20 protein-coding genes are annotated in these 17,458 nt (G+C 67.7%); 10 read left to right on the top strand and 10 right to left on the bottom strand.

Translation table 11 applies throughout. From position 1 onward, the window contains the following. Nucleotides 1–103: 103 nt before the first annotated feature. The 3 genes from folP to folK are packed head-to-tail and all read left to right on the top strand — an operon-like array spanning nt 104 to nt 1,832. Nucleotides 104–973 carry a dihydropteroate synthase gene (gene folP, locus FPV16_RS10290; protein WP_227438106.1) on the top strand — a complete coding sequence of 290 codons (870 nt, stop codon included), beginning with the start codon at nt 104–106 and terminating at the stop codon, nt 971–973. Then, entirely contained in the window at nt 970–1,347 is a 378-nt protein-coding gene (gene folB, locus FPV16_RS10295; RefSeq protein WP_227438107.1) for a dihydroneopterin aldolase, read from the top strand. The genes folP and folB overlap by 4 nt, the downstream gene beginning before the upstream one ends. Further along, the gene (gene folK / locus FPV16_RS10300) at nt 1,344–1,832 is read left to right on the top strand and encodes a 2-amino-4-hydroxy-6-hydroxymethyldihydropteridine diphosphokinase (RefSeq protein ID WP_227438108.1); all 489 of its coding nucleotides are present in this window, start codon (nt 1,344–1,346) and stop codon (nt 1,830–1,832) included. The genes folB and folK overlap by 4 nt, the downstream gene beginning before the upstream one ends. On the opposite strand, the gene FPV16_RS10305 is transcribed toward folK, so the two are convergent. The 7 genes from FPV16_RS10305 to FPV16_RS10335 form a co-directional block, all read right to left on the bottom strand. After that, nucleotides 1,829–2,374 carry a L,D-transpeptidase family protein gene (locus tag FPV16_RS10305; protein ID WP_227438109.1) on the bottom strand — a complete coding sequence of 182 codons (546 nt, stop codon included), beginning with the start codon at nt 2,372–2,374 and terminating at the stop codon, nt 1,829–1,831. The genes folK and FPV16_RS10305 overlap by 4 nt on opposite strands. A gap of 73 nt (nt 2,375–2,447) precedes the next feature. Further along, nucleotides 2,448–3,302 (bottom strand): rare earth element methanol dehydrogenase accessory protein XoxJ, encoded by an 855-nt coding sequence (xoxJ, locus tag FPV16_RS10310; protein ID WP_227438110.1) that lies wholly within the window; start codon nt 3,300–3,302, stop codon nt 2,448–2,450. Next, entirely contained in the window at nt 3,302–3,910 is a 609-nt protein-coding gene (locus FPV16_RS10315) for a c-type cytochrome, methanol metabolism-related (protein WP_264483782.1), read from the bottom strand. Before FPV16_RS10315 ends, xoxJ begins: the two co-directional genes overlap by 1 nt. A 134-nt stretch (nt 3,911–4,044) precedes the next feature. Continuing rightward, nucleotides 4,045–5,847 (bottom strand): lanthanide-dependent methanol dehydrogenase XoxF1, encoded by a 1,803-nt coding sequence (gene xoxF1, locus FPV16_RS10320; protein WP_227438111.1) that lies wholly within the window; start codon nt 5,845–5,847, stop codon nt 4,045–4,047. A 704-nt stretch (nt 5,848–6,551) separates the two neighbouring features. Further along, on the bottom strand, nt 6,552–7,301 hold the full coding sequence (locus FPV16_RS10325; protein ID WP_227438112.1) for an ABC transporter ATP-binding protein: 750 nt from the start codon (nt 7,299–7,301) through the stop codon (nt 6,552–6,554). After that, entirely contained in the window at nt 7,282–8,034 is a 753-nt protein-coding gene (locus FPV16_RS10330) for an ABC transporter permease (protein WP_227438113.1), read from the bottom strand. Before FPV16_RS10330 ends, FPV16_RS10325 begins: the two co-directional genes overlap by 20 nt. 59 nt (nt 8,035–8,093) lie before the next feature. Beyond that, nucleotides 8,094–9,080 carry an ABC transporter substrate-binding protein gene (locus FPV16_RS10335; protein ID WP_227438114.1) on the bottom strand — a complete coding sequence of 329 codons (987 nt, stop codon included), beginning with the start codon at nt 9,078–9,080 and terminating at the stop codon, nt 8,094–8,096. A gap of 253 nt (nt 9,081–9,333) precedes the next feature. Between FPV16_RS10335 and FPV16_RS10340 the strand changes: the two genes are divergently transcribed. Next, a complete protein-coding gene (locus tag FPV16_RS10340; RefSeq protein ID WP_227438115.1) occupies nt 9,334–9,711 on the top strand; it encodes a 4a-hydroxytetrahydrobiopterin dehydratase in 378 nt (125 codons plus the stop codon). A 3-nt stretch (nt 9,712–9,714) separates the two neighbouring features. On the opposite strand, the gene FPV16_RS10345 is transcribed toward FPV16_RS10340, so the two are convergent. The 3 genes from FPV16_RS10345 to FPV16_RS10355 all read right to left on the bottom strand — a co-directional run bounded on the left by FPV16_RS10345 (nt 9,715) and on the right by FPV16_RS10355 (nt 11,612). Continuing rightward, complete coding sequence (locus FPV16_RS10345) at nt 9,715–9,936, bottom strand: hypothetical protein (RefSeq protein ID WP_227438116.1); 222 nt, start codon at nt 9,934–9,936, stop codon at nt 9,715–9,717. A 124-nt stretch (nt 9,937–10,060) separates the two neighbouring features. Continuing rightward, nucleotides 10,061–10,912 carry a metallophosphoesterase gene (locus FPV16_RS10350; protein ID WP_227438117.1) on the bottom strand — a complete coding sequence of 284 codons (852 nt, stop codon included), beginning with the start codon at nt 10,910–10,912 and terminating at the stop codon, nt 10,061–10,063. Nucleotides 10,913–10,994: 82 nt separating this feature from the next. Continuing rightward, nucleotides 10,995–11,612 (bottom strand): cation transporter, encoded by a 618-nt coding sequence (locus tag FPV16_RS10355; protein ID WP_227438118.1) that lies wholly within the window; start codon nt 11,610–11,612, stop codon nt 10,995–10,997. Between the two features lie 177 nt (nt 11,613–11,789). Between FPV16_RS10355 and croR the strand changes: the two genes are divergently transcribed. The 6 genes from croR to FPV16_RS10385 all read left to right on the top strand — a co-directional run. After that, complete coding sequence (gene croR / locus FPV16_RS10360; protein WP_018043624.1) at nt 11,790–12,269, top strand: 3-hydroxybutyryl-CoA dehydratase; 480 nt, start codon at nt 11,790–11,792, stop codon at nt 12,267–12,269. A gap of 75 nt (nt 12,270–12,344) precedes the next feature. After that, a complete protein-coding gene (locus tag FPV16_RS10365; RefSeq protein ID WP_227438119.1) occupies nt 12,345–13,211 on the top strand; it encodes a TrmH family RNA methyltransferase in 867 nt (288 codons plus the stop codon). A 124-nt stretch (nt 13,212–13,335) separates the two neighbouring features. After that, complete coding sequence (gene crtI, locus FPV16_RS10370; protein ID WP_227438120.1) at nt 13,336–14,916, top strand: phytoene desaturase family protein; 1,581 nt, start codon at nt 13,336–13,338, stop codon at nt 14,914–14,916. Between the two features lie 14 nt (nt 14,917–14,930). Continuing rightward, nucleotides 14,931–15,335: a DUF2141 domain-containing protein gene (locus tag FPV16_RS10375; protein WP_227438133.1), complete on the top strand. Its 405-nt coding sequence runs from the start codon at nt 14,931–14,933 to the stop codon at nt 15,333–15,335. A gap of 10 nt (nt 15,336–15,345) precedes the next feature. Continuing rightward, nucleotides 15,346–16,326, top strand: a complete 981-nt coding sequence (locus FPV16_RS10380; RefSeq protein ID WP_227438121.1) for an ABC transporter ATP-binding protein — start codon at nt 15,346–15,348, stop codon at nt 16,324–16,326. After that, nucleotides 16,323–17,458, top strand: a 1,136-nt coding sequence (locus tag FPV16_RS10385; protein ID WP_227438122.1) for an ABC transporter permease, incomplete at its 3' end; no start/stop codon positions are given. The genes FPV16_RS10380 and FPV16_RS10385, both read left to right, overlap by 4 nt.

Consider the following 17,458-nt stretch of genomic DNA (forward strand, 5'->3'; position numbering starts at 1 on the left):
TGGAACCGTCCCCTCACCTTCGGCTGTCGCCTCGACGCGCTCCCCGACGAGGGGGAGCACGTCCCTCTCCCCGCAAGCGGGGCGAGGGGATGCACATACATCGATGCGCCATAAACCCCGTGATGAGATTCCCGTGACGTCCTCTCCCGCCTCTGCCCTGAAAGCCCTGCTGCCCGGTCTCGGAGAGCGCGTGCTCGTAATGGGCATCCTCAACGTCACCCCGGATTCCTTCTCGGACGGGGGCCGTTTCGAGGGTGTCGAGGCGGCGCGCTCACAGGCCGATACCCTCGTGGCGGAGGGGGCGGCCCTCGTCGATATCGGCGGGGAATCGACGCGGCCGGGCCATACGCCCGTATCGGCCGAGGAGGAGCAGGCCCGCATCCTGCCCGTCATCCGCGATCTCGCTCCGCGTCTTCCCGTCCCGATCTCGGTGGACACCTACAAGGCCTCCACCGCCGACGTGGCACTGGCCGCGGGTGCGCGCATCGTCAACGATGTCTGGGGCCTGCAGCGCGAGCCCGACATCGCCCGCGTGGCCGCCGCTCATGGTGCGCCGGTCATGGTGATGCACAATCGCGAGAGCATCGATCCCGCCATCGACATCGTCGCCGACATGCTGCGCTTCTTCGAGCGCTCCCTCGACATCGCCCGCCGCGCCGGAATCCCGGACAGGGACATCGTGCTCGATCCGGGAATCGGTTTCGGCAAGAGCTGGGCTCAACATCTCGAAGCCCTGCGGCGCCTGCCCGAACTCAAGGCGCTGGGCTTTCCGATCCTCGTCGGCGTCTCACGCAAATCGATGCTCGGACGCCTGCACGATGCCGAGACGAAGCCCGTGGACCGCCTAATCGGCTCGCTGTCGAGCCATGTCCTCGCCGCGACCTTGGGAGCCGACATCGTCCGCGTCCACGACGTGGCGCCCCATGTCGACGCCCTTCGCGTGGTCGACGCCGTGATGCGGACAGCCTCATGACCGACCGCATCCTCGTCGAACGCATCGCCGTCTTCGCCTATCACGGCCTCCTCGAAGAGGAAGCGCGGATCGGCCAGCGCTTCTACATCTCCCTCGACTGCCGGATGGACCTCCGGCCGGCCGGCCTGTCGGACGACATGGCGAAGACAGTGAGCTATGCCGACCTCACCGAGATCGTCGTGCGCATCGCCACCACCCGGCGCTTCGCCCTCATTGAGGCGCTGGCCGAGGCCATTGCCGACGAGATCCTCGACCGGTTCGAGGGCGTGGACAGCATCATCGTGCGCGTCGACAAGCCGAGCGCGCCGGTCCCGGCGGTGATTGACGGCGTCGCCATCTCGATCCTGCGCAGCCGCACGGGACTCGCGCGATGACGGCCGCCTATCTCGGTCTCGGCAGCAATATCGGCGACAAGGCCGCGACGATCGCCGAGGCGATCCGGCGGCTGGAAGCCAGCCCAGGCATCCGCGTCATGGCCCGTTCCAGCGACTACCGCACGCCTCCCTGGGGCGATACGGACCAGGACTGGTTCCTCAACGCCGCGGTCGCCGTCGAGACCGACCTGACGCCGCACGACCTGCTGGAGACGGGCCTCGCCATCGAGACCGCCATGGGCCGGGTGCGCGAGCGGCGCTGGGGGCCGCGCGTCATCGACATCGATGTGCTGTCCTATGAAGGGGCGGCGATCTCCGACGAGCGTCTTGTCCTGCCGCATCGTTTCGTGCGCGAGCGCGCCTTCGTCCTCGTTCCCCTCGCCGAGATCGCGCCGGACTTGGTGATCGGCCCCGAAACCGTGAGCCAAGCCCTGTCGAAACTCGACACCGCCGGCATCGTGCGGGACCCAAAGCCCGTCGCTTAGGGTCGAAGCTCCACCGGCGTGCCCACATCCACCCGTGCATAGATGGCTGCCATCTCGTCATTGGCCACGCCGACGCAGCCGCTGGTCCAGTCCGTGAGCCGGTGCAGCCGGCCGAGCCAGGAGAAGCCGTTCATGATCCCGTGGATCATGATGTCGCCACCCGGCTCGTAGCCGCCGTCATGGGCAGCCCGCGTATCGGCCTCGTTCGGATAGGACACTTTCAGGGAGAGATGGGCGACGCTGAGCGGGTTGCGATAGGCGATGGAATAGAGCCCCTCCGGCGTGCGCCCGTCACCTTCCCTCTGCTTGTGGCCGATGGGGGAGAAGCCAAGGGAGACGGGATAGGTCGCGAGCACACGCCCTTCTCGAAACAGGGTCAGTCGACGGGCGGATTTCTCCACGAGGACGCGGTCGGCGCGCTCGGTCTCGGCGACGAGATCCGGAGCGACACGGCCGATCTGCGCGCGATCGACTGCGACGATGCTCACCGCGACGACGGCGACGAGAGCCCCGACCGCAAGACCGATCCGCATTCGTCCCATCGCCGCCCTCCCCCGTTTATCCGGGAGGCTCATACCAAACCCCGCCGATCGTGACGACCGGCAAGGCCCTGTCTCAGGGCGCTGCCGGCTCGAGGAGCTTGTTGCCTTCGTCTTCCAGCAACGGAACGTCGTATTCGCGCAGGACCTTCTCGATATCGGCGCGGCGTTTGCGCAGGATCGTATTGAGGCTACGCTTCCAGTCGTTCTCCTCCATCCGCACGCCCATGGCGATACGGAAGGTCAGAGCGGGACGATCCGGCTCTTGGAGGAGTGGCACGACCTTCATGGCGACGCCGCTCTGCTTGGCGAGCCAGCCGGCGGCCGGCCCCCACAGGATTGCCGCGTCGATCCTCTTCTCGGCAAGATCGCCGATGACCTCGGCGGAGACCGTCTGGTACTTGCGCGAGGGATCGAGCTGGTAGGGTGCGTAAGCCTTCATCGACGCGATGAGGCCGACCTCGCCCATCCGGTTCACGGGCGGGGTGCCGCCGATGACGCCGATGGCCTTGCCCTTGAGCTTCGGGTCGTCGAGCTTGGTCACACCCTCAAACTCACCGCTGCGGGTGACCAGGGCGTAACTCGAGCGATAATAAGGGTTGGTGTGCTGGACGAGTTCTCCACCGGCGGCCGAACCGATGATCAGGTCGCACAGGCCGGTCCCCAGCGTATTGCGGACGAATCCGGGCCCTTGCGTCAGCCAGTAATAGCGGAGCTTGACCTTCAGTTCGTCGGCGAGGATCGCCGCGATCTTGTTCTCGAACCCGTCCTCCTTACGCTGGGAGAACGGCATATTGCCGGGGTCTCCGCAGACGCGCAGGACGTCGGTCGTGACGAGATCGGGAAGCGACTGAGCCGAAGCGGGGTACGCCCCTGCCGAAATCAGCAGGAGCGCGCAAACCGTCGTGGTCAGGGAGCCAAAGCGAGCCATCAGCCGCCCAGGCACTCCTTCTCGGCCTTCTTGGCCGATTCCGGCTTGTCTTCCTTGTCGCCTGGACGCACGCGCGGCATGGCGCCGGAGGCACGGGCCTTCAGGTAGACGTAGAGGTCGTCAGCGTAGCACATCACGTTCTTGTTATCGCCGAAGGCAGGCATCACGTTGGTGCCGCTCGAGCTGATGTCCTGCTTGCCGCCAGCGATGATGCCGACGAACTCCTCGTAGGACAGGCGCTTGAGCGAATCCTTGAGGGCGGGCGCGTAGGTCGAGCCCATGGCGTCGGGGCCGTGACACACGTGGCACTCGGCATGATAGCGGCGGTAGCCGGAATAGGCATACCAGTCGAACTTCTTGCCATCGTTGGTGATGTGATAGGTCGGGGCGCCGTCACCATCCGTGTACTTGCCGTCTTCGACCTTTACGGCCTGATACTTGTCGATCAGCTTTGCATCCTTCTCAGACGAATTGGGATCGAGCTGATTGGCCACGGCAGGATCGGCGGCGGGCTTGGCATCCTGGGCCTGAACGGCGCCGGCGGAGGCGAATGCGAAAACGAGGGCGGCCACGAGCGGACGGATGGCGGCTTTGCTTTGGTACTGCAACGACGTTTCTCCCAGGAGCAACCGTCGACCCGTTCGGCCGACGTTCAAAGTGTTCTTAATAACGATCTAATCATAAAGGTGCCGGCGCGGAAACCCGCGCCGGCACCCTATCGTCTCAGACTTCGTGCGACCGATTAGTTCGGGAGCGCGAAGACGGTCAGCTGACCACCGAGGTTGGTGTAGTTCGAGAGAGCGGCATAGCCACCCACCGCGCCGAGACCGGCATTCGGGTCGGTCAGGCCGGCCGCGAGGCCGATGCCAGCCCAGCCACCGACACCCGACAGGATGCCGACGAACTGCTTGCCCTTGTGCTGGTAGGTCATCACGTTGCCGATGATGCCCGACGGGGTCTTGAACTTGTAGAGTTCCTTACCGGTCTTCGAGTCGACGGCCTTCAGGTAGCCTTCGAGGGTGCCGTAGAACACCACGTCACCGGCGGTGGCGAGAGCACCGGACCACACCGAGAACTGCTCCTGGTTCGACCACTTGATCTTACCAGCGACGCCGTCCCAGGCGATGAAGTTACCCATGCCGCCGTGGCTGTTGGGGGCCGGGTACATGGCCAGGGTCGCACCGACATAGGGTTGACCGGGGGTGTAGGACACCCGGAACGGCTCGTAGTCCATGCAGACGTGGTTGGTGGGCACGTAGAACAAGTTGGTCTTCGGCGAGAACGCAGCAGGCTGCTGATCCTTGGTGCCGAGGGCCGCGGGGCAGATACCCTTGGAGTTGGTATCTTCACCGTTCTGCTCGGTGGAGTACTTGGCCTGGACGAGCGGACGACCGTAGGTCTTCGAACCCTTGTCCATGTCGACCTTGGAGGCCCAGTTCACCACCGGATCGAACTTCTCGGCGACCAGGAGCTCGCCAGTGGCGCGATCGAGGGTGTAGCCGAAGCCGTTACGATCGAAGTGGGTGAGGAGCGGACGATCCTTGCCGTCAACCTTCTGATCCGTGAGGATCATCTCGTTGATGCCGTCGTAGTCCCACTCGTCGTGCGGGGTCATCTGGTAGACCCACTTGGCCGCACCCGTGTCGGGGTTACGTGCCCAGATGGTCATCGACCACTTGTTGTCGCCCGGACGCTGCTTGGGGTTCCAGGTCGAGGGGTTGCCCGAGCCGTAATACATCAGGTCGAGCTTGGGATCGTAGGAGAACCAGCCCCAGGTGCAGCCGCCGCCCGTCTTCCACTGATCGCCTTCCCAGGTCTTCAGCGAGGAATCCTTGCCGACCGGCTTGCCGAGAGACGTCGTCTTCTCCGGGTCCATGATCATGTCGGCATCGGGGCCCTGGGAGTAGCCGCGCCACACCTTCTTGCCCGACTTGGAATCGTAGGCGGTGACGTGGCAGTTCACGCCGAACTCGCCGCCGGAGATGCCGACGATGATCTTGTCCTTCACGGGAAGAACGGTGGCGGTGTTGGTCTCGCCCTTCTTGGGGTCGCCGTTGACGACGGACCAGTTCACCTTGCCGGACTTGGCGTCGAGCGAGACGACGGTGGTGTCGGCCTGGTGCAGGATGATGGCGCCGTCGGCATAGGCCAGACCACGGTTGACCGTGTCACAGCACATCACCGGGATGACCGACGGGTCCTGCTTGGGCTCGTACTTCCAAACGATCACGCCGTCCTTGTCGAGGTCGAGGGCGTAGACGATGTTCGGGAAGGGGGTGTGGACGTACATCATGTTGCCGATGACGAGAGGCGAACCCTCGTGACCGCGCAGGACGCCCGTCGAGAACGTCCAGGCCACCTGCAGCTGCTTCACGTTGCTGGCGTTGATCTGGTCGAGCTTCGAATAGCGCGTGTTGGCGTAATCGACCGTCTGCAGAACCTGCTGGGCCGGATCGGCCGAGCGCTTCAGGACGTCGTCATTGGCGAAGGCGGGGGCCGAAGCCACCAGACCAGCGCCGAGTGCGAGAAGATGGACCGCTCTCATGCATTCCTCCGACAAGTCTTTGACACGCCTGGAGATCAGCAAAAACTGCCCCCATTTGTGCGACCTGTTATTTGCGACAGGGATAGTTCACTTCGATAGAGTCTCCTAAGCGGCTGTTTCCGCGAGATTTTCGCCTCAACCACCGCCTGCTCTCCCGGTCGCCGCTACCCCTTTGCGGCGCCCCTTCGAACCGAAGCTTGAATGAACTCTAAGAAAAATCGCGGCGGCGTCAACTCGATTGAGCAAGCTTGAGCTCAGGCTGCATCAAGACCTGGTGAACGAACGTCTTCATTAACCGTAATCTGAGCGGTCGCACCCTAAAATGTTGCATTGCAAAATCGATATCTTCCAAGACAAAAGCATTTAGAACACCCATACGCTTCTTATGCGTCACGCGCATGCAGGCGCCCTGGTATGCCAGTCCTCCCTCGGACCGGCAGGTAATGTTCGATAAAACGGTCGCTTCGTTCGATGCCCGAACAAATCAAAACTGCGCCGAGATGAATTATCATGCAGCTTCGCGTAATGGATCTTGCATCGACAGTTCACGCCGCGGGATCGGTTGGGCACCATTCGATCGAGCGCTGCGTTGTCTCGCCGCATGACTGCGTAGCCGTCCTTGAGGCGGGCCTAAGCGCTGAGCACATGTGCATAATGCCGCGTCGGCGATATCGTGCCGCTCTCCCGCGACCGGGAACGAGCTTTCAGGCGGCGATGACACCCGGAAAGCGATTCGCGAGATCCTCCCGCATCGCCTCTGCCCAGGCCCGGTCGCGCTCGCTTCGGGGCCGGTCGAGGGCGACTGCGGCGAGCAGGCTCGCCGGGCGCGCCGAGACGAGCAGGAGCCGGTCCGCGATCTCGATGGCCTCGGCCACGTTATGCGTGACCATAAGCACGCTCATTCCCTCGCGCGCCACGGTCGCCACCACGATCTCCCGCAGGGACGCCGCGGCCCGGTCGTCCAGGGACACGAAGGGTTCGTCGAGCACCAGGATGCGGGGACGGAGGGCCAGGGCACGGGCGAGCGCGACGCGGCGTGCCATCCCGAGGGAGAGCTTCCCGGGATAGCGACCACGCCATGGTGTCAGCCCGAGGGACTCGAACAGGGCGTCGAGATCGCGCCCCCGCTCGGGCCGGGGCAGGCCAAGGCGGACATTCTGTTCGACGCTGCGCCAGGGGAGAAGGCGCGGCTCCTGGAAGACCATGGCGATGCCGGCCTCGCGCGGATCCGGGGTCACCGCGCCGTCATAGGCGTCGTCGAGCCCGAGCAGGATGCGCAGGGTCGTGGTCTTGCCGGCGCCCGAGGGGCCGATGAGACAGGCGATCTCCGACTGGCGAATGACGAAGGAGAGATCGCGCACCGCCTCCACCGGCTCCGGCCCGCCGGCTCCGTAGACCTTGCTGCGGATGGAGACGGAGAGCGCGTCCGCCCTCTCAGCGCCAGCGTCGGACATGAGCTTCGAGGCGCTGGAGGATGAGGATATCGATGGCGATCATCACGCTCATGAAGACGACGCTATAGCCGATGATGGCCGCCACGTTCAGGCTCTGGACGAAGTAGAAGTTGATGGCGAAGCCCACCCCGTTCGGACGCCCAAGCAGCTCGATCACCAGCACGATCTTCCAGGCGAGGGACAGACCGGAGCGGGCGGCGGCCACCACGAAGGGCTGCAGCTGGGGCACCAGGACATGGGCGATCCAGGTGCGGCGGTCGAAACGGTAGCTCCGCGCCATCTCCTCCAGCCCCGGATCGAGGCCGCGCGCGCCCTCGCGCACGATCACCGCCACGTTGGGCAGCTTGTTGAGCACCACCGCCAGCACCGCCGCGCCCTCGTTGAGGCCGACCCAGATGTAGGCCAGCACCGTGATCACCAGGGCGGGCGTGTTGAGGAGGATGAGGAGCGGCGTGTCGAGGACGAGGTTGAGCGCCTTCCAGCGGCCAAGCGCGATGCCGAGCAACACCCCGAGTCCCATGGCGAAGAAGAACGATATGCCCACCCGCGTCAGGGTGATACCGACGTTGCGCCACAGGTCGCCAGTGGCGGATTCCTTCACGATGAAATCGAGGATGGCCAGGGGCGCGGGCAGGAGCCGCGATTCCGCCAGCGTCGCCGCCACCTGCCAGGCCGCGAGCAGCACCAGCACGGAGACGAGCCGGGTCGCCAGTCCCCGAGTCGCCTCTCCCATGACGTTCGCGCCGGGCCGGGCCACGATTCAGCGTACCGCGGGGGAGGGCGTGACGCGGCTCAACCGTTTCCGGCCCCGTCGAAATACAGGCCGGCAGGCAGGGTCTTGCCCGCCCCTACCAGCCGCTCGCCGCCAAGCCTCGCCAGCACGCCGAACAGGCGCTCGCCGTCGGCGCGCTCGGTGGCGAGCGGCCGGCGGGGGATGCCGGCGAGGAAATCGCGCTTCAGCGCCTCGAAGGTCGGCTCGTCCTCGGCCGACATCAGCGGCCGCACCACGTCCCAGGTGGCGGGATCGTTGGCCAGCATCTCCTTGGCGGTGCGGGAGGCGCGGGCAAAGCCGGCGATGGCCTCCGCCTTGTCCGCCACGGTGGCGCCCTCGAACAGGTAGCCGATGAGGGCGATGGAGCCGGTGGCGCCGAACGCGCGCATGATGTCGTCCGACCCGATGAGGCGGGTGAAGCCCTTCGGCTCGAGGCGGGCGCAATAGGTCCAGTAGAGCAAGGCCGCGTCGAGCTCGCCCTGTTCGAGCTTGAGAGCGAGGAGCGGTGGCGCGCCGTAGGCGACCTGCGCCTGCGATTCGAGATCGATGCCGGCGGCGTCCTTGGCCTGGGCCTTGAGCAGGAGCCAGTTCTTATCCAGCGGTCCACCCGCCACCCCGAGCCGCTTGCCGACGAGGTCTTTGAGGCCGGCGATGGCGCTGCCCGCCGGCACCATCAGCGATCCCTCGGTGGTGGAATAGGGGATGAAACGCATCGCCCTGCCCTCGTTGCCGAGACGCCCGGCCCAGAGCAGATCGCCGATGATGGTATCGACCTGTCCGCCGAGGAAGGCGATGCGGGCGGCATCGTTGCCGGCGAGCTTGACCACGTCGAGGGTGAAGCCGTTGGCGGCATCGAGCCCGCGCGCCTTGATCACCGCCGCCTCCCAGGCCACGGTACCGAAGGGCAGGCTTCCGACACGGACGGCGGGACCGGCGGCGACGGCCGTCACCGACCCGGCCAGGGGCCACAGCGCAGCCGTCGCGAGCACTCCGCGCCGTGACAGCATGAACGTCGTCTCCCTGGAACCGGCCCGCATCCGGCCCCGGCAGTCGGGGCCGACGAACTATTATTCTTTCTTAATAGGGTCTCGCCCCCCCGGCGTCCACAGATCCGATCGGCCGTCCGAGGGGGCAGGGCCACCACGTCGCAGGCGACCGCGGCATTCGCGGACCCGGATCTTTGCCGCCGACCTTGCCCGGACACGCGGCGCGTCGCAGAGTCCCTCGACCACCACCCCGACATTCAAAGGACGTGCAGCCATGGCCGGATCGCGCGAAGACGTCATCGACGACGCCACCATCTCGGAGCGTCTGGCCGCTGAATTGCCGGCCTGGACCTACGAGGACGGCTGGATCCGGCGGACCTACAAGACGGCGGGCTGGAAGAGCACGCTCATGGTCATCAACACGGTGGGCCATCTCGCGGAAGCCGCCTGGCACCACCCGGACCTCACCGCCTCCTATGCCTGGGTCGAGGTGCGGCTGATGAACCACGCCGCCAAGGGCATCACCGACAAGGACTTCGCCCTGGCGAGGAAGATCGAGGAGGTGGTGGGCTGGCAGCCGGGCACCGAGGGCCAAGGGCTCGAAGGCACGCCCACCGACGCGCGCTTCGCCTACATCAAGTACGACAAATAGGGATCACTGCGGCTCCTTCACCCGGCGGCACTCGGTCTTGAGGTAGGCGGTCTTGCCGATCTCCTTGCCGAGGTCGGTGCGGGAGATGATCTCCTGCCAGCCGTTGGTGCAGCCGAGTTCGTTCGAGACGCGGACCTTGCGCACCTCGCTCGCCCTGTCGTCAGAGCAGGATTCGATCGGAATCGCGTTGGCGCAGACGAGCACGACGGCGATGAAGGTGTTCATGGGCGACTCCGATCCTGGCGCAGGGGCGCCCCTGCACGCCTCTACGTAGGGCGGGGAGAGGAGGTTTCGCGGGACGTGCGCTCTTGGAGACGATCCGAGAGTCGAGTCCGGCCGCGCCCGCCCCTCACCCCACCTCCACGAACCGCTCAGCCGAGTACGTCCCCCCCTCCACCGGGTTGGCGATCCAACGGGTGCGGCCGATGCGGAGATCGTGGCCGGCATGGAAATGGCCGGAGACCCAGAGGTCGGGGCGGCTCGCCTCGGGCAGGTCGTCGAGGGCGGTGGTGGCGTAGAAGGCTGGCACCCACCAGGGCACGCCGGGGGTGGTCCGGAACGCGTCGGCCGCCAGCGGGCTCGCCGGATGGTGGGTCACGACCACGGTGGGGCCGGGATGCGGCACGGCGAGGGCAGCGGTGAGTTCGGCCTTCTGCGCCAGATGCGCCGCCATGGCGTCGGCCGGCGACCAGACCGAGCCGTCGCCCTTGCGGATCGAGCCGCGGAACTCGCGTGAGCCCGTCACCGGGTCGGTCATCCGCGCGGCGGCGTAGGCGACGGGATCGGCCGGGCGGTCGGTAACTGTCTCGTCGAGCCAACGGCCGGCCAGCGACCAGTCACTCCAGAGCGTGGTGCCGACGAAGCGCACGCCGTCGAGGACAACGCTGTCCCCGTGGTTGAGGAGGTGGACCGGACCGCCCTCCCCTTCACCGTCGATCCGCGCCACCTCGGCCTTCAAGGCGGCGATCAGTTCGGGCGCGGTGCGCGAATCGCCGGTCGGCGCATAATGCTCGTGGTTGCCCGGCACGAGCACGATGGGCCGTCCCTGCGCGATCTCGCGGAGCGCCGCGAGTCCGGCCTCGGGCCGGCCCTCGTAGAGGTCGCCCGGACAGACCAGAACGTCGAACGGTTCGCCCGGCCGCGCGATCGTCTCCGGACGACGGCGCTCGAGATGCAGGTCGGAGATCGGGAACAGGCGCAAGGGAGACCTCATTGGGCTTGGGACATGGTCCGATCCGACGCGCCTGCGCTCCAAGAAGGAGAGCAGGGTCCGGGTGACGGCATCACGCCACGGGATGGGCCGCGCGCCACTCGGCGCGGGCGGCCTTGAGGATGTCCATCGCCGAATCGGCGTTGAGCACGGCGATGCCGGCGGCCACTACGAGATCGGGCCAGGGCGAGAGCGTCAGCGCCGTGACGAGGCCGGCGCCGATGATGGCGAGATTGGCATAGGCGTCGTTGCGGGCGGAGAGATAGGCCGCCCGCGTCAGGCTTCCTCCCCCGTCCCGATGGCGGGCCAGCATCACGGCGCAGGTGAGGTTCACGGCGAGCGCCCCAAGACCGGCGAGCGTCAGCGGCAGGGGAGCGGGAGGCGCCATGTCGGCCACCTTCTCCCAGGCCGCGTAGGCGGTGGCGAGAGCCGGCAGCAGCAGGATGCCGGCCAGGACCATGCCGAGGCGGGCGCGGTTGCGCAGGCTCCAGCCGATCCCGGCGAAGATCAGCAGGTTGAGGGCTGCGTCCTCCAGAAAATCCAGGCTGTCGGCGATGAGGGCGAGGGAGCCGATCGCCAGGGCCACCGCGATCTCGACGCCGAAATAGGCCAGGTTCAGCCCCGCCACGCGCAGGACGACCGGGCGCAGGGACGGCGGGACCACGGGGGCGGGCGAGGGAGCGTCGGTCATCGGCTCTCAAGAACGGGCTTTTCGCAATGTTGCGCCTCTTGGACCGGCGGTGAGGCGGCTGTCGAGGCAAGATTTTCATCGTTCTCGCGCTGGATTTGCCGAAGCGCCTGTGCGACGCGACACGTCAGACGCGGGATCATGCCCGCGACAACGACGTGAGGCGGGGGAGACCGACCGATGATGCCAGAGCTGCGCGTGCTGTATTTCGAGGATCTCGAAGTCGGCCTGTCCGAAACCTTGAACAAGGAGATCTCCTCCTCCGACGTGGTGGGCTTCGCCGAGATCACCGGCGACCGCAACCCGATCCACCTCTCCGAGCATTTCGCGGCGCGCACGCCCTTCGGCACCCGTATCGCCCACGGCCTCTACACCGCCGGCCTGATCTCGGCGGTGCTCGGCACCCGCCTGCCCGGCCCCGGCGCCATCTACATCAGCCAGACCCTGAACTTTCGCGCGCCGGTCCGCATCGGCGATACGGTCCAGGTCACCGTCGAAGTGGCCGAACTCGTTCCCGAGCGCCGCCGCGCCCGGCTCAAATGCACCTGCTCCGTCGCCGGCGAGGTCGTGCTCGACGGCGAGGCCCTGGTGAAGGTGCCCACCAGGGAGGAGGCGGACCCGCTCGCCATCCGCATGGGCGGACGTCCCGCAAGCGCGTAGCGCGCATCCCCCCTTCTCCCCGATTGCGGGGAGAAGGGGCTCTCGGGCCATGCGCATCATCCGCCAGGGCACAGGATGCGGCCACCGGTGACACCCATCCCCATCGACGACCCCGGCGATCCGCGCATCGCCGCCTATGCCGCCATGCGCGAGCGCGACCTCGTCGGGCGCGAGGGCCGGTTCATCGTCGAGGGGGAGGTGACTCTGCGGGTGCTGCTCTCGGGGGCCTCGCGCTTCGCGCCCGAATCGTTGCTGCTGAGCCATGAGCGGGTGGCGCCCCTCTCCGATGCGCTCGCCGCCCTGCGCGGTTCGGTGCCGGTCTATACGGCCTCGAAGGCGGTGATGAGCACCATCGCCGGCTTCCCGATCCACCGGGGCGTGATGGCGGTGGGGTTGCGCGGAGCGGAGGCGCCCCTCGCCCTTCCGCGACCTCCGGACCCCGCTCTCGTCGTAGGGCTCGTCGGGCTGACCAACCACGACAATGTCGGCGGCCTGTTCCGCAACGCCGCGGCCTTCGGGGCCGACGGGGTGCTCCTCGCCCCCGCCACCTGCGACCCACTCTACCGCAAGGCCATCCGGGTCTCGGCCGGCGCGGCGCTGATCGTGCCCTTCGCCCGCCTCGACGCGGAGGCGATGCTGGACTTTGCGCAAGCCAACGCCCTCGTTCCCCTTTCCTTCAGCCCGCGGGGAGACGACGTGCTCGCCGAGCTGCCGCCACTGCCCCGCACGCTCCTACTCCTCGGCACCGAGGGGCCGGGCCTGTCGCGCGGCCTGATGGCGCGGACCCGCACCGTGCGGATCCCCATGGCCCCCGGCTTCGATTCCCTGAACGTCGCCACCGCCGGGGCGCTGGCGCTCCACCACCTGGCCATGCGGAATCTTTCATGCGGGCACGCGACAATCCGTGGCAATTGTCCCGCCCCTGCAGCCGGTCGAGATTAGGTGGCAAGCTAGACCGGTACGGGTGGCATCCCCGACTCCGGGCTTTGAGCTTGGCACGGATGCCGATACGCCTGGCGCATGGGAGGTTTCCCATCGGAGGTCGTCGACGAGGGAGTTGATTGCGTTGCTTCAGTCACGGGATGGCCTGCGGACCCTGTCAGGACGCCGCGTCATCGTCGTCGGCGCCGGTCCAGGGGGATTGGCGACGGCGCTTCTCCTCGCCCGCGCCGGCGTTCACGTCACCCTGGTCGAGAAGGACCCGGCCGTGGGAGGCCGAACGAAGACCGTGGAGGCCCCTGGCGGCTACCGGTTCGACATCGGCCCGACCTTCTTCCTCTATCCACAGATTCTCGCGGACATCTTCGAGACCTGCGGCGAGCGGCTCGAGGATCACGTCAAGCTCGAACGGCTCGATCCGCAATACCACCTCGTCTTCGAGGCGGGCGGCGAGATCCGCGCCACCAACGACATGGAACGGCTGGAGGCCGAGGTCGCCCGCATCGCCCCGGACGACGCCAAGAACGTCCGAAAATTCTTCGCCGACAACCGGGTGAAGCTGAAGTTCTTCAAGCCGGTGCTGGAACAGGCCTTCCACACCCTGCGCAGCATGGCCTCCCCGGCCATGATCGCCGCCCTGCCCCATCTCCATCCCGGCCGCAGCGTCGACAAGGACCTGCAGCGCTACTTCAAGGACCCGCGCGTCCGCCTCGCCTTCGCGTTCCAGACCAAGTACCTCGGCATGTCGCCATTCCGCTGCCCGAGCCTATTCACCATCCTGTCGTTCCTCGAATACGAGCACGGGGTCTACCATCCGGTCGGAGGCTGCGGCGCGGTGTCGGAGGCGATGGCAGGCCTCGCCCGCCGCATGGGCGTCGACATTCGCCTCGGTACCTCGGTGGACAGGGTGCTCTTCGAAGGCAAGAAAGCGATTGGCGTGGTCTGCGGAGCCGAGACGCTGAAGGCCGACGCGGTGGTCATCAACGGCGATTTCGCCAAGGTGATCAAGGATCTGGTACCTCAGACGCACCGCCCGCGCTGGCGCGACGCCAAGATCGACAAGGCCCGCCTCTCCTGCTCGACCTTCATGATGTATCTCGGGATCGAGGGACAAGTGCCGGCGGCCCTCGGCCACCATACCATCTTCCTGTCGGAGGAGTACGCCCGCAACATCCGCGAGATCACCGAGGGCACCCTGCCGATGCAGCCCTCGCTCTACGTCCAGCATGCGGGCTACACCGACGGCGGCATGGCGCCGGCCGGCCATACCAGCCTCTACGTCCTCGTTCCGGTGCCGAACCTGAAGGCAGGAATCGACTGGCCAGCCACCCGCGAGAGCTACCGCCGCCTCGTCCTCGACCGGCTGAAGCTGCTGGGCCTGACCGATATCGAGGAGCGCATCCGCTACGAGCGCATCGTCGACCCGTCGCAATGGCGGGACGATTTCTTCGTGCATGAGGGCGCTACCTTCAACCTCGCCCACGACCTGATGCAGATGCTGTATTTCCGCCCCCACAACCGCTTCGGGCCGGGCCTCTACCTCGTCGGCGGCGGTACCCATCCGGGTTCGGGCCTGCCGGTGATCTACGAGGGGGCCCGCATCACCGCCCGCCTCCTCATCGAAGAACTCTCCGCCGGGCGCGTGGGCGCGGAGGCCGCCGGCATCCCCACCACCTCGCCGCTTGCCACCTCGGGCGAGACCTCGTGAGGGGCGTATTCGCGATGGCCCTCACCGCCGCCCTGGCCTGCGGCGGCGCGCGGGCGGCCACTTTGGAGGTGCAGGTGGAGGGGATCGAGCCCGGCGCCGGCACGGTTTATGTCGCCCTGTGCCAGGGCGGCCTGTCGGAGGCCGAATGCCGCAACGGGCAGGACGTCCCGGCGGACGGCCGGACCCGGCGGGTGGTCCTCACCGGGATCGAGCCCGGCACCTACGCGGTCGCCGCCTACCAGGATCTCAACGGCAACCGCCGCCTCGACCGTACCGGCCTCGGCCTGCCGCTCGAACCCTATGGATTCTCCGGCGAGATGGGCCGTGCCCGGCCGGATTTCAGCCGCGCACGTTTCACCCTGCGCGAGCCCGGGATCGCGGTGCGGGTGCGCCTCGTCCGCGCCCTGCCCCCCCGCTGACCCGCCGCTCATGAATCCGGGACAGGAGCCCCTGGTCGTAGTCCAGGGTGCCACCCTCGCCTATCGTGGGAATCTCGTTCTGCGCGGCGTCGATTGCCGGATCGAGGCGGGCGAGACCCTGGCGCTGCTCGGCCCCAACGGCGCCGGCAAGAGCTCTCTCATGCGCCTCGTGGCCGGACGCTTGCCTCCTGAGAGCGGCACCGTGCGGATCGCCGGGGCCGACCCGTTCCGCGAACGCGAGGCGCGGCGCGTCATCGGCTGGGTGCCCCAGGAGATCGCCCTCTATCCCCGCCTCACCGTGGCCGAGAATCTTTCGGTCTTCGCCCAACTCTCGGGGATCGGCCGGCGCGAGCGCAAGGCGGCGGTCCAGTCCGCCCTGGAGCTCGCCGATCTCGGCGAGGTGGCGCGACGTCCGGTGGGCCACCTGTCCGGCGGCTACCAGCGTCGGGCCAACATCGCCGCGAGCCTGATGGCGCGGCCGAGCCTCGTCCTCCTCGACGAGCCGACCCAGGGGGTGGACCTGCACGCCCGCGCGGCGATCCATGCGGTGCTCGCGCGCCTCCGTGCGCAAGGGGCTGCCATCCTCATCGCCACCCACGATTTCGCCGAGGCCGAACGCCTCGCCGACCGGATCGCCATCCTGGCGGACGGAAGACTCGTCCACGAGGGCCGCCTCGCGCTCCTGCTGGAGCGCATCCGCGCGGAGGTGCCCGAGCACGAAGTGGCACTGGCGAGCCCCGCCGATCCCGCCGCCGAGGCGGCCCTGCGCCGGGTGGGGTTCGCTCCCGTCGATACCGGCCTGACCTGGCGGGCCAGCCACCGGGCCGGGCTCGACGGGACCGCCCTCCTCGGCACCTTGCGGGCGGAGGGCGTGCCGGTGGCCGAGATCCGCATTCGTGCGCCGGGTCTGGAGGCGGTCTATCGCGAGGCTTTGGACCGCGCCGAACCGAACCGGCCCATCTCCCTACGCCGGACGGGAAGTCACGCATGATCGCCGCCGCCTTCCGGGTGATGCTGATCAGCCTGCGGCGGGACCGGGCCGCCCTGGTCATGGCCTTCGTCCTGCCGACCGTGATCTTCATGATCTTCGCCGCGATCTTCTCGGGCGCCATCGGCGACCGCATCCGCATCCATCTCGGCCTCGTCGACCTCGCCGGCACGGCGACCACCGGCCGGCTGATGACGGCCCTCGAAGCCGACACCTCCCTGCGGATCGAGCGGCTGAGGGCCACGACCCTCGCCGAGGCGATGAGCGCGGTACGGCGCGGGGAGGTCGACGCCGCCCTGGTCCTGCGCGGCGACCTCGACGCGCCGGCGACGGGAGCCCCGCCGGAGGCCGCCCAGCCGGTGGTGCTGATCGAGAACCCCGCCAGGGCACTCGCCACGCCGATCGCGCTCGGCCAGTTGCAGCGCGTCCTCAACGAGTCGCTGCCCGACGTGGTCCTCGCCCGGATCGTCGCCGACGTGGAGCGATCCGGCAAGATCGGACCGGACGAGCGCGCCTTCCTCAATCAGGCCTTCGCCGAGCAGCGCGCCCGCAAGGAGCCGTTCTCCTTCGCCTCCCTGGTGGAGCGCCGGAGCACGGCCTCGGGCCGCACCAACGAGCGGGTGAGCTACTATGCCGGCGCCATCACCGCCGTGTTCCTGCTGTTCGCCGCCATGCAGGGGGCGATGTCCCTGGTGGAGGAACGGCAATCGGGCCTCGCCGACCGGCTCATGGCCGGGCCGGGGGGCTTGGCCGTGGTGGTGCTGGGCAAGTTCCTGTTCCTGGTGATCCAGGGGATGGTCCAGGCGGGCCTGATCTTCGCCGCCGCCGCCCTGGTCTACGGGGTCGAGATCGGCCCGCACTGGCCGGCCTGGATCGTCACCTCGCTTCTGGTCTCGGCCATGGCGGCGGGTCTGGCCCTCGCCGCCTGCGCGGCGGCCAACACTCGCCAGCAGGCGCATCTCGCCTCCACCTTCGGGGTGCTTCTGCTCTCGGCGGTGGGCGGCAGCATGGTCCCGCGCTTCCTGATGCCCCCCTGGCTGCAGCAGGCCGGTTGGCTCACCCCCAACGCCTGGGCCATCGAAGCCTACCAGACGGCCCTAGGCGAAGGCTGGTCGGCAGCCATGCCGGCCTGGGG

Source organism: Methylobacterium sp. W2 (assembly GCF_020662345.1).
Taxonomy (GTDB): Bacteria; Pseudomonadota; Alphaproteobacteria; order Rhizobiales; family Beijerinckiaceae; genus Methylobacterium.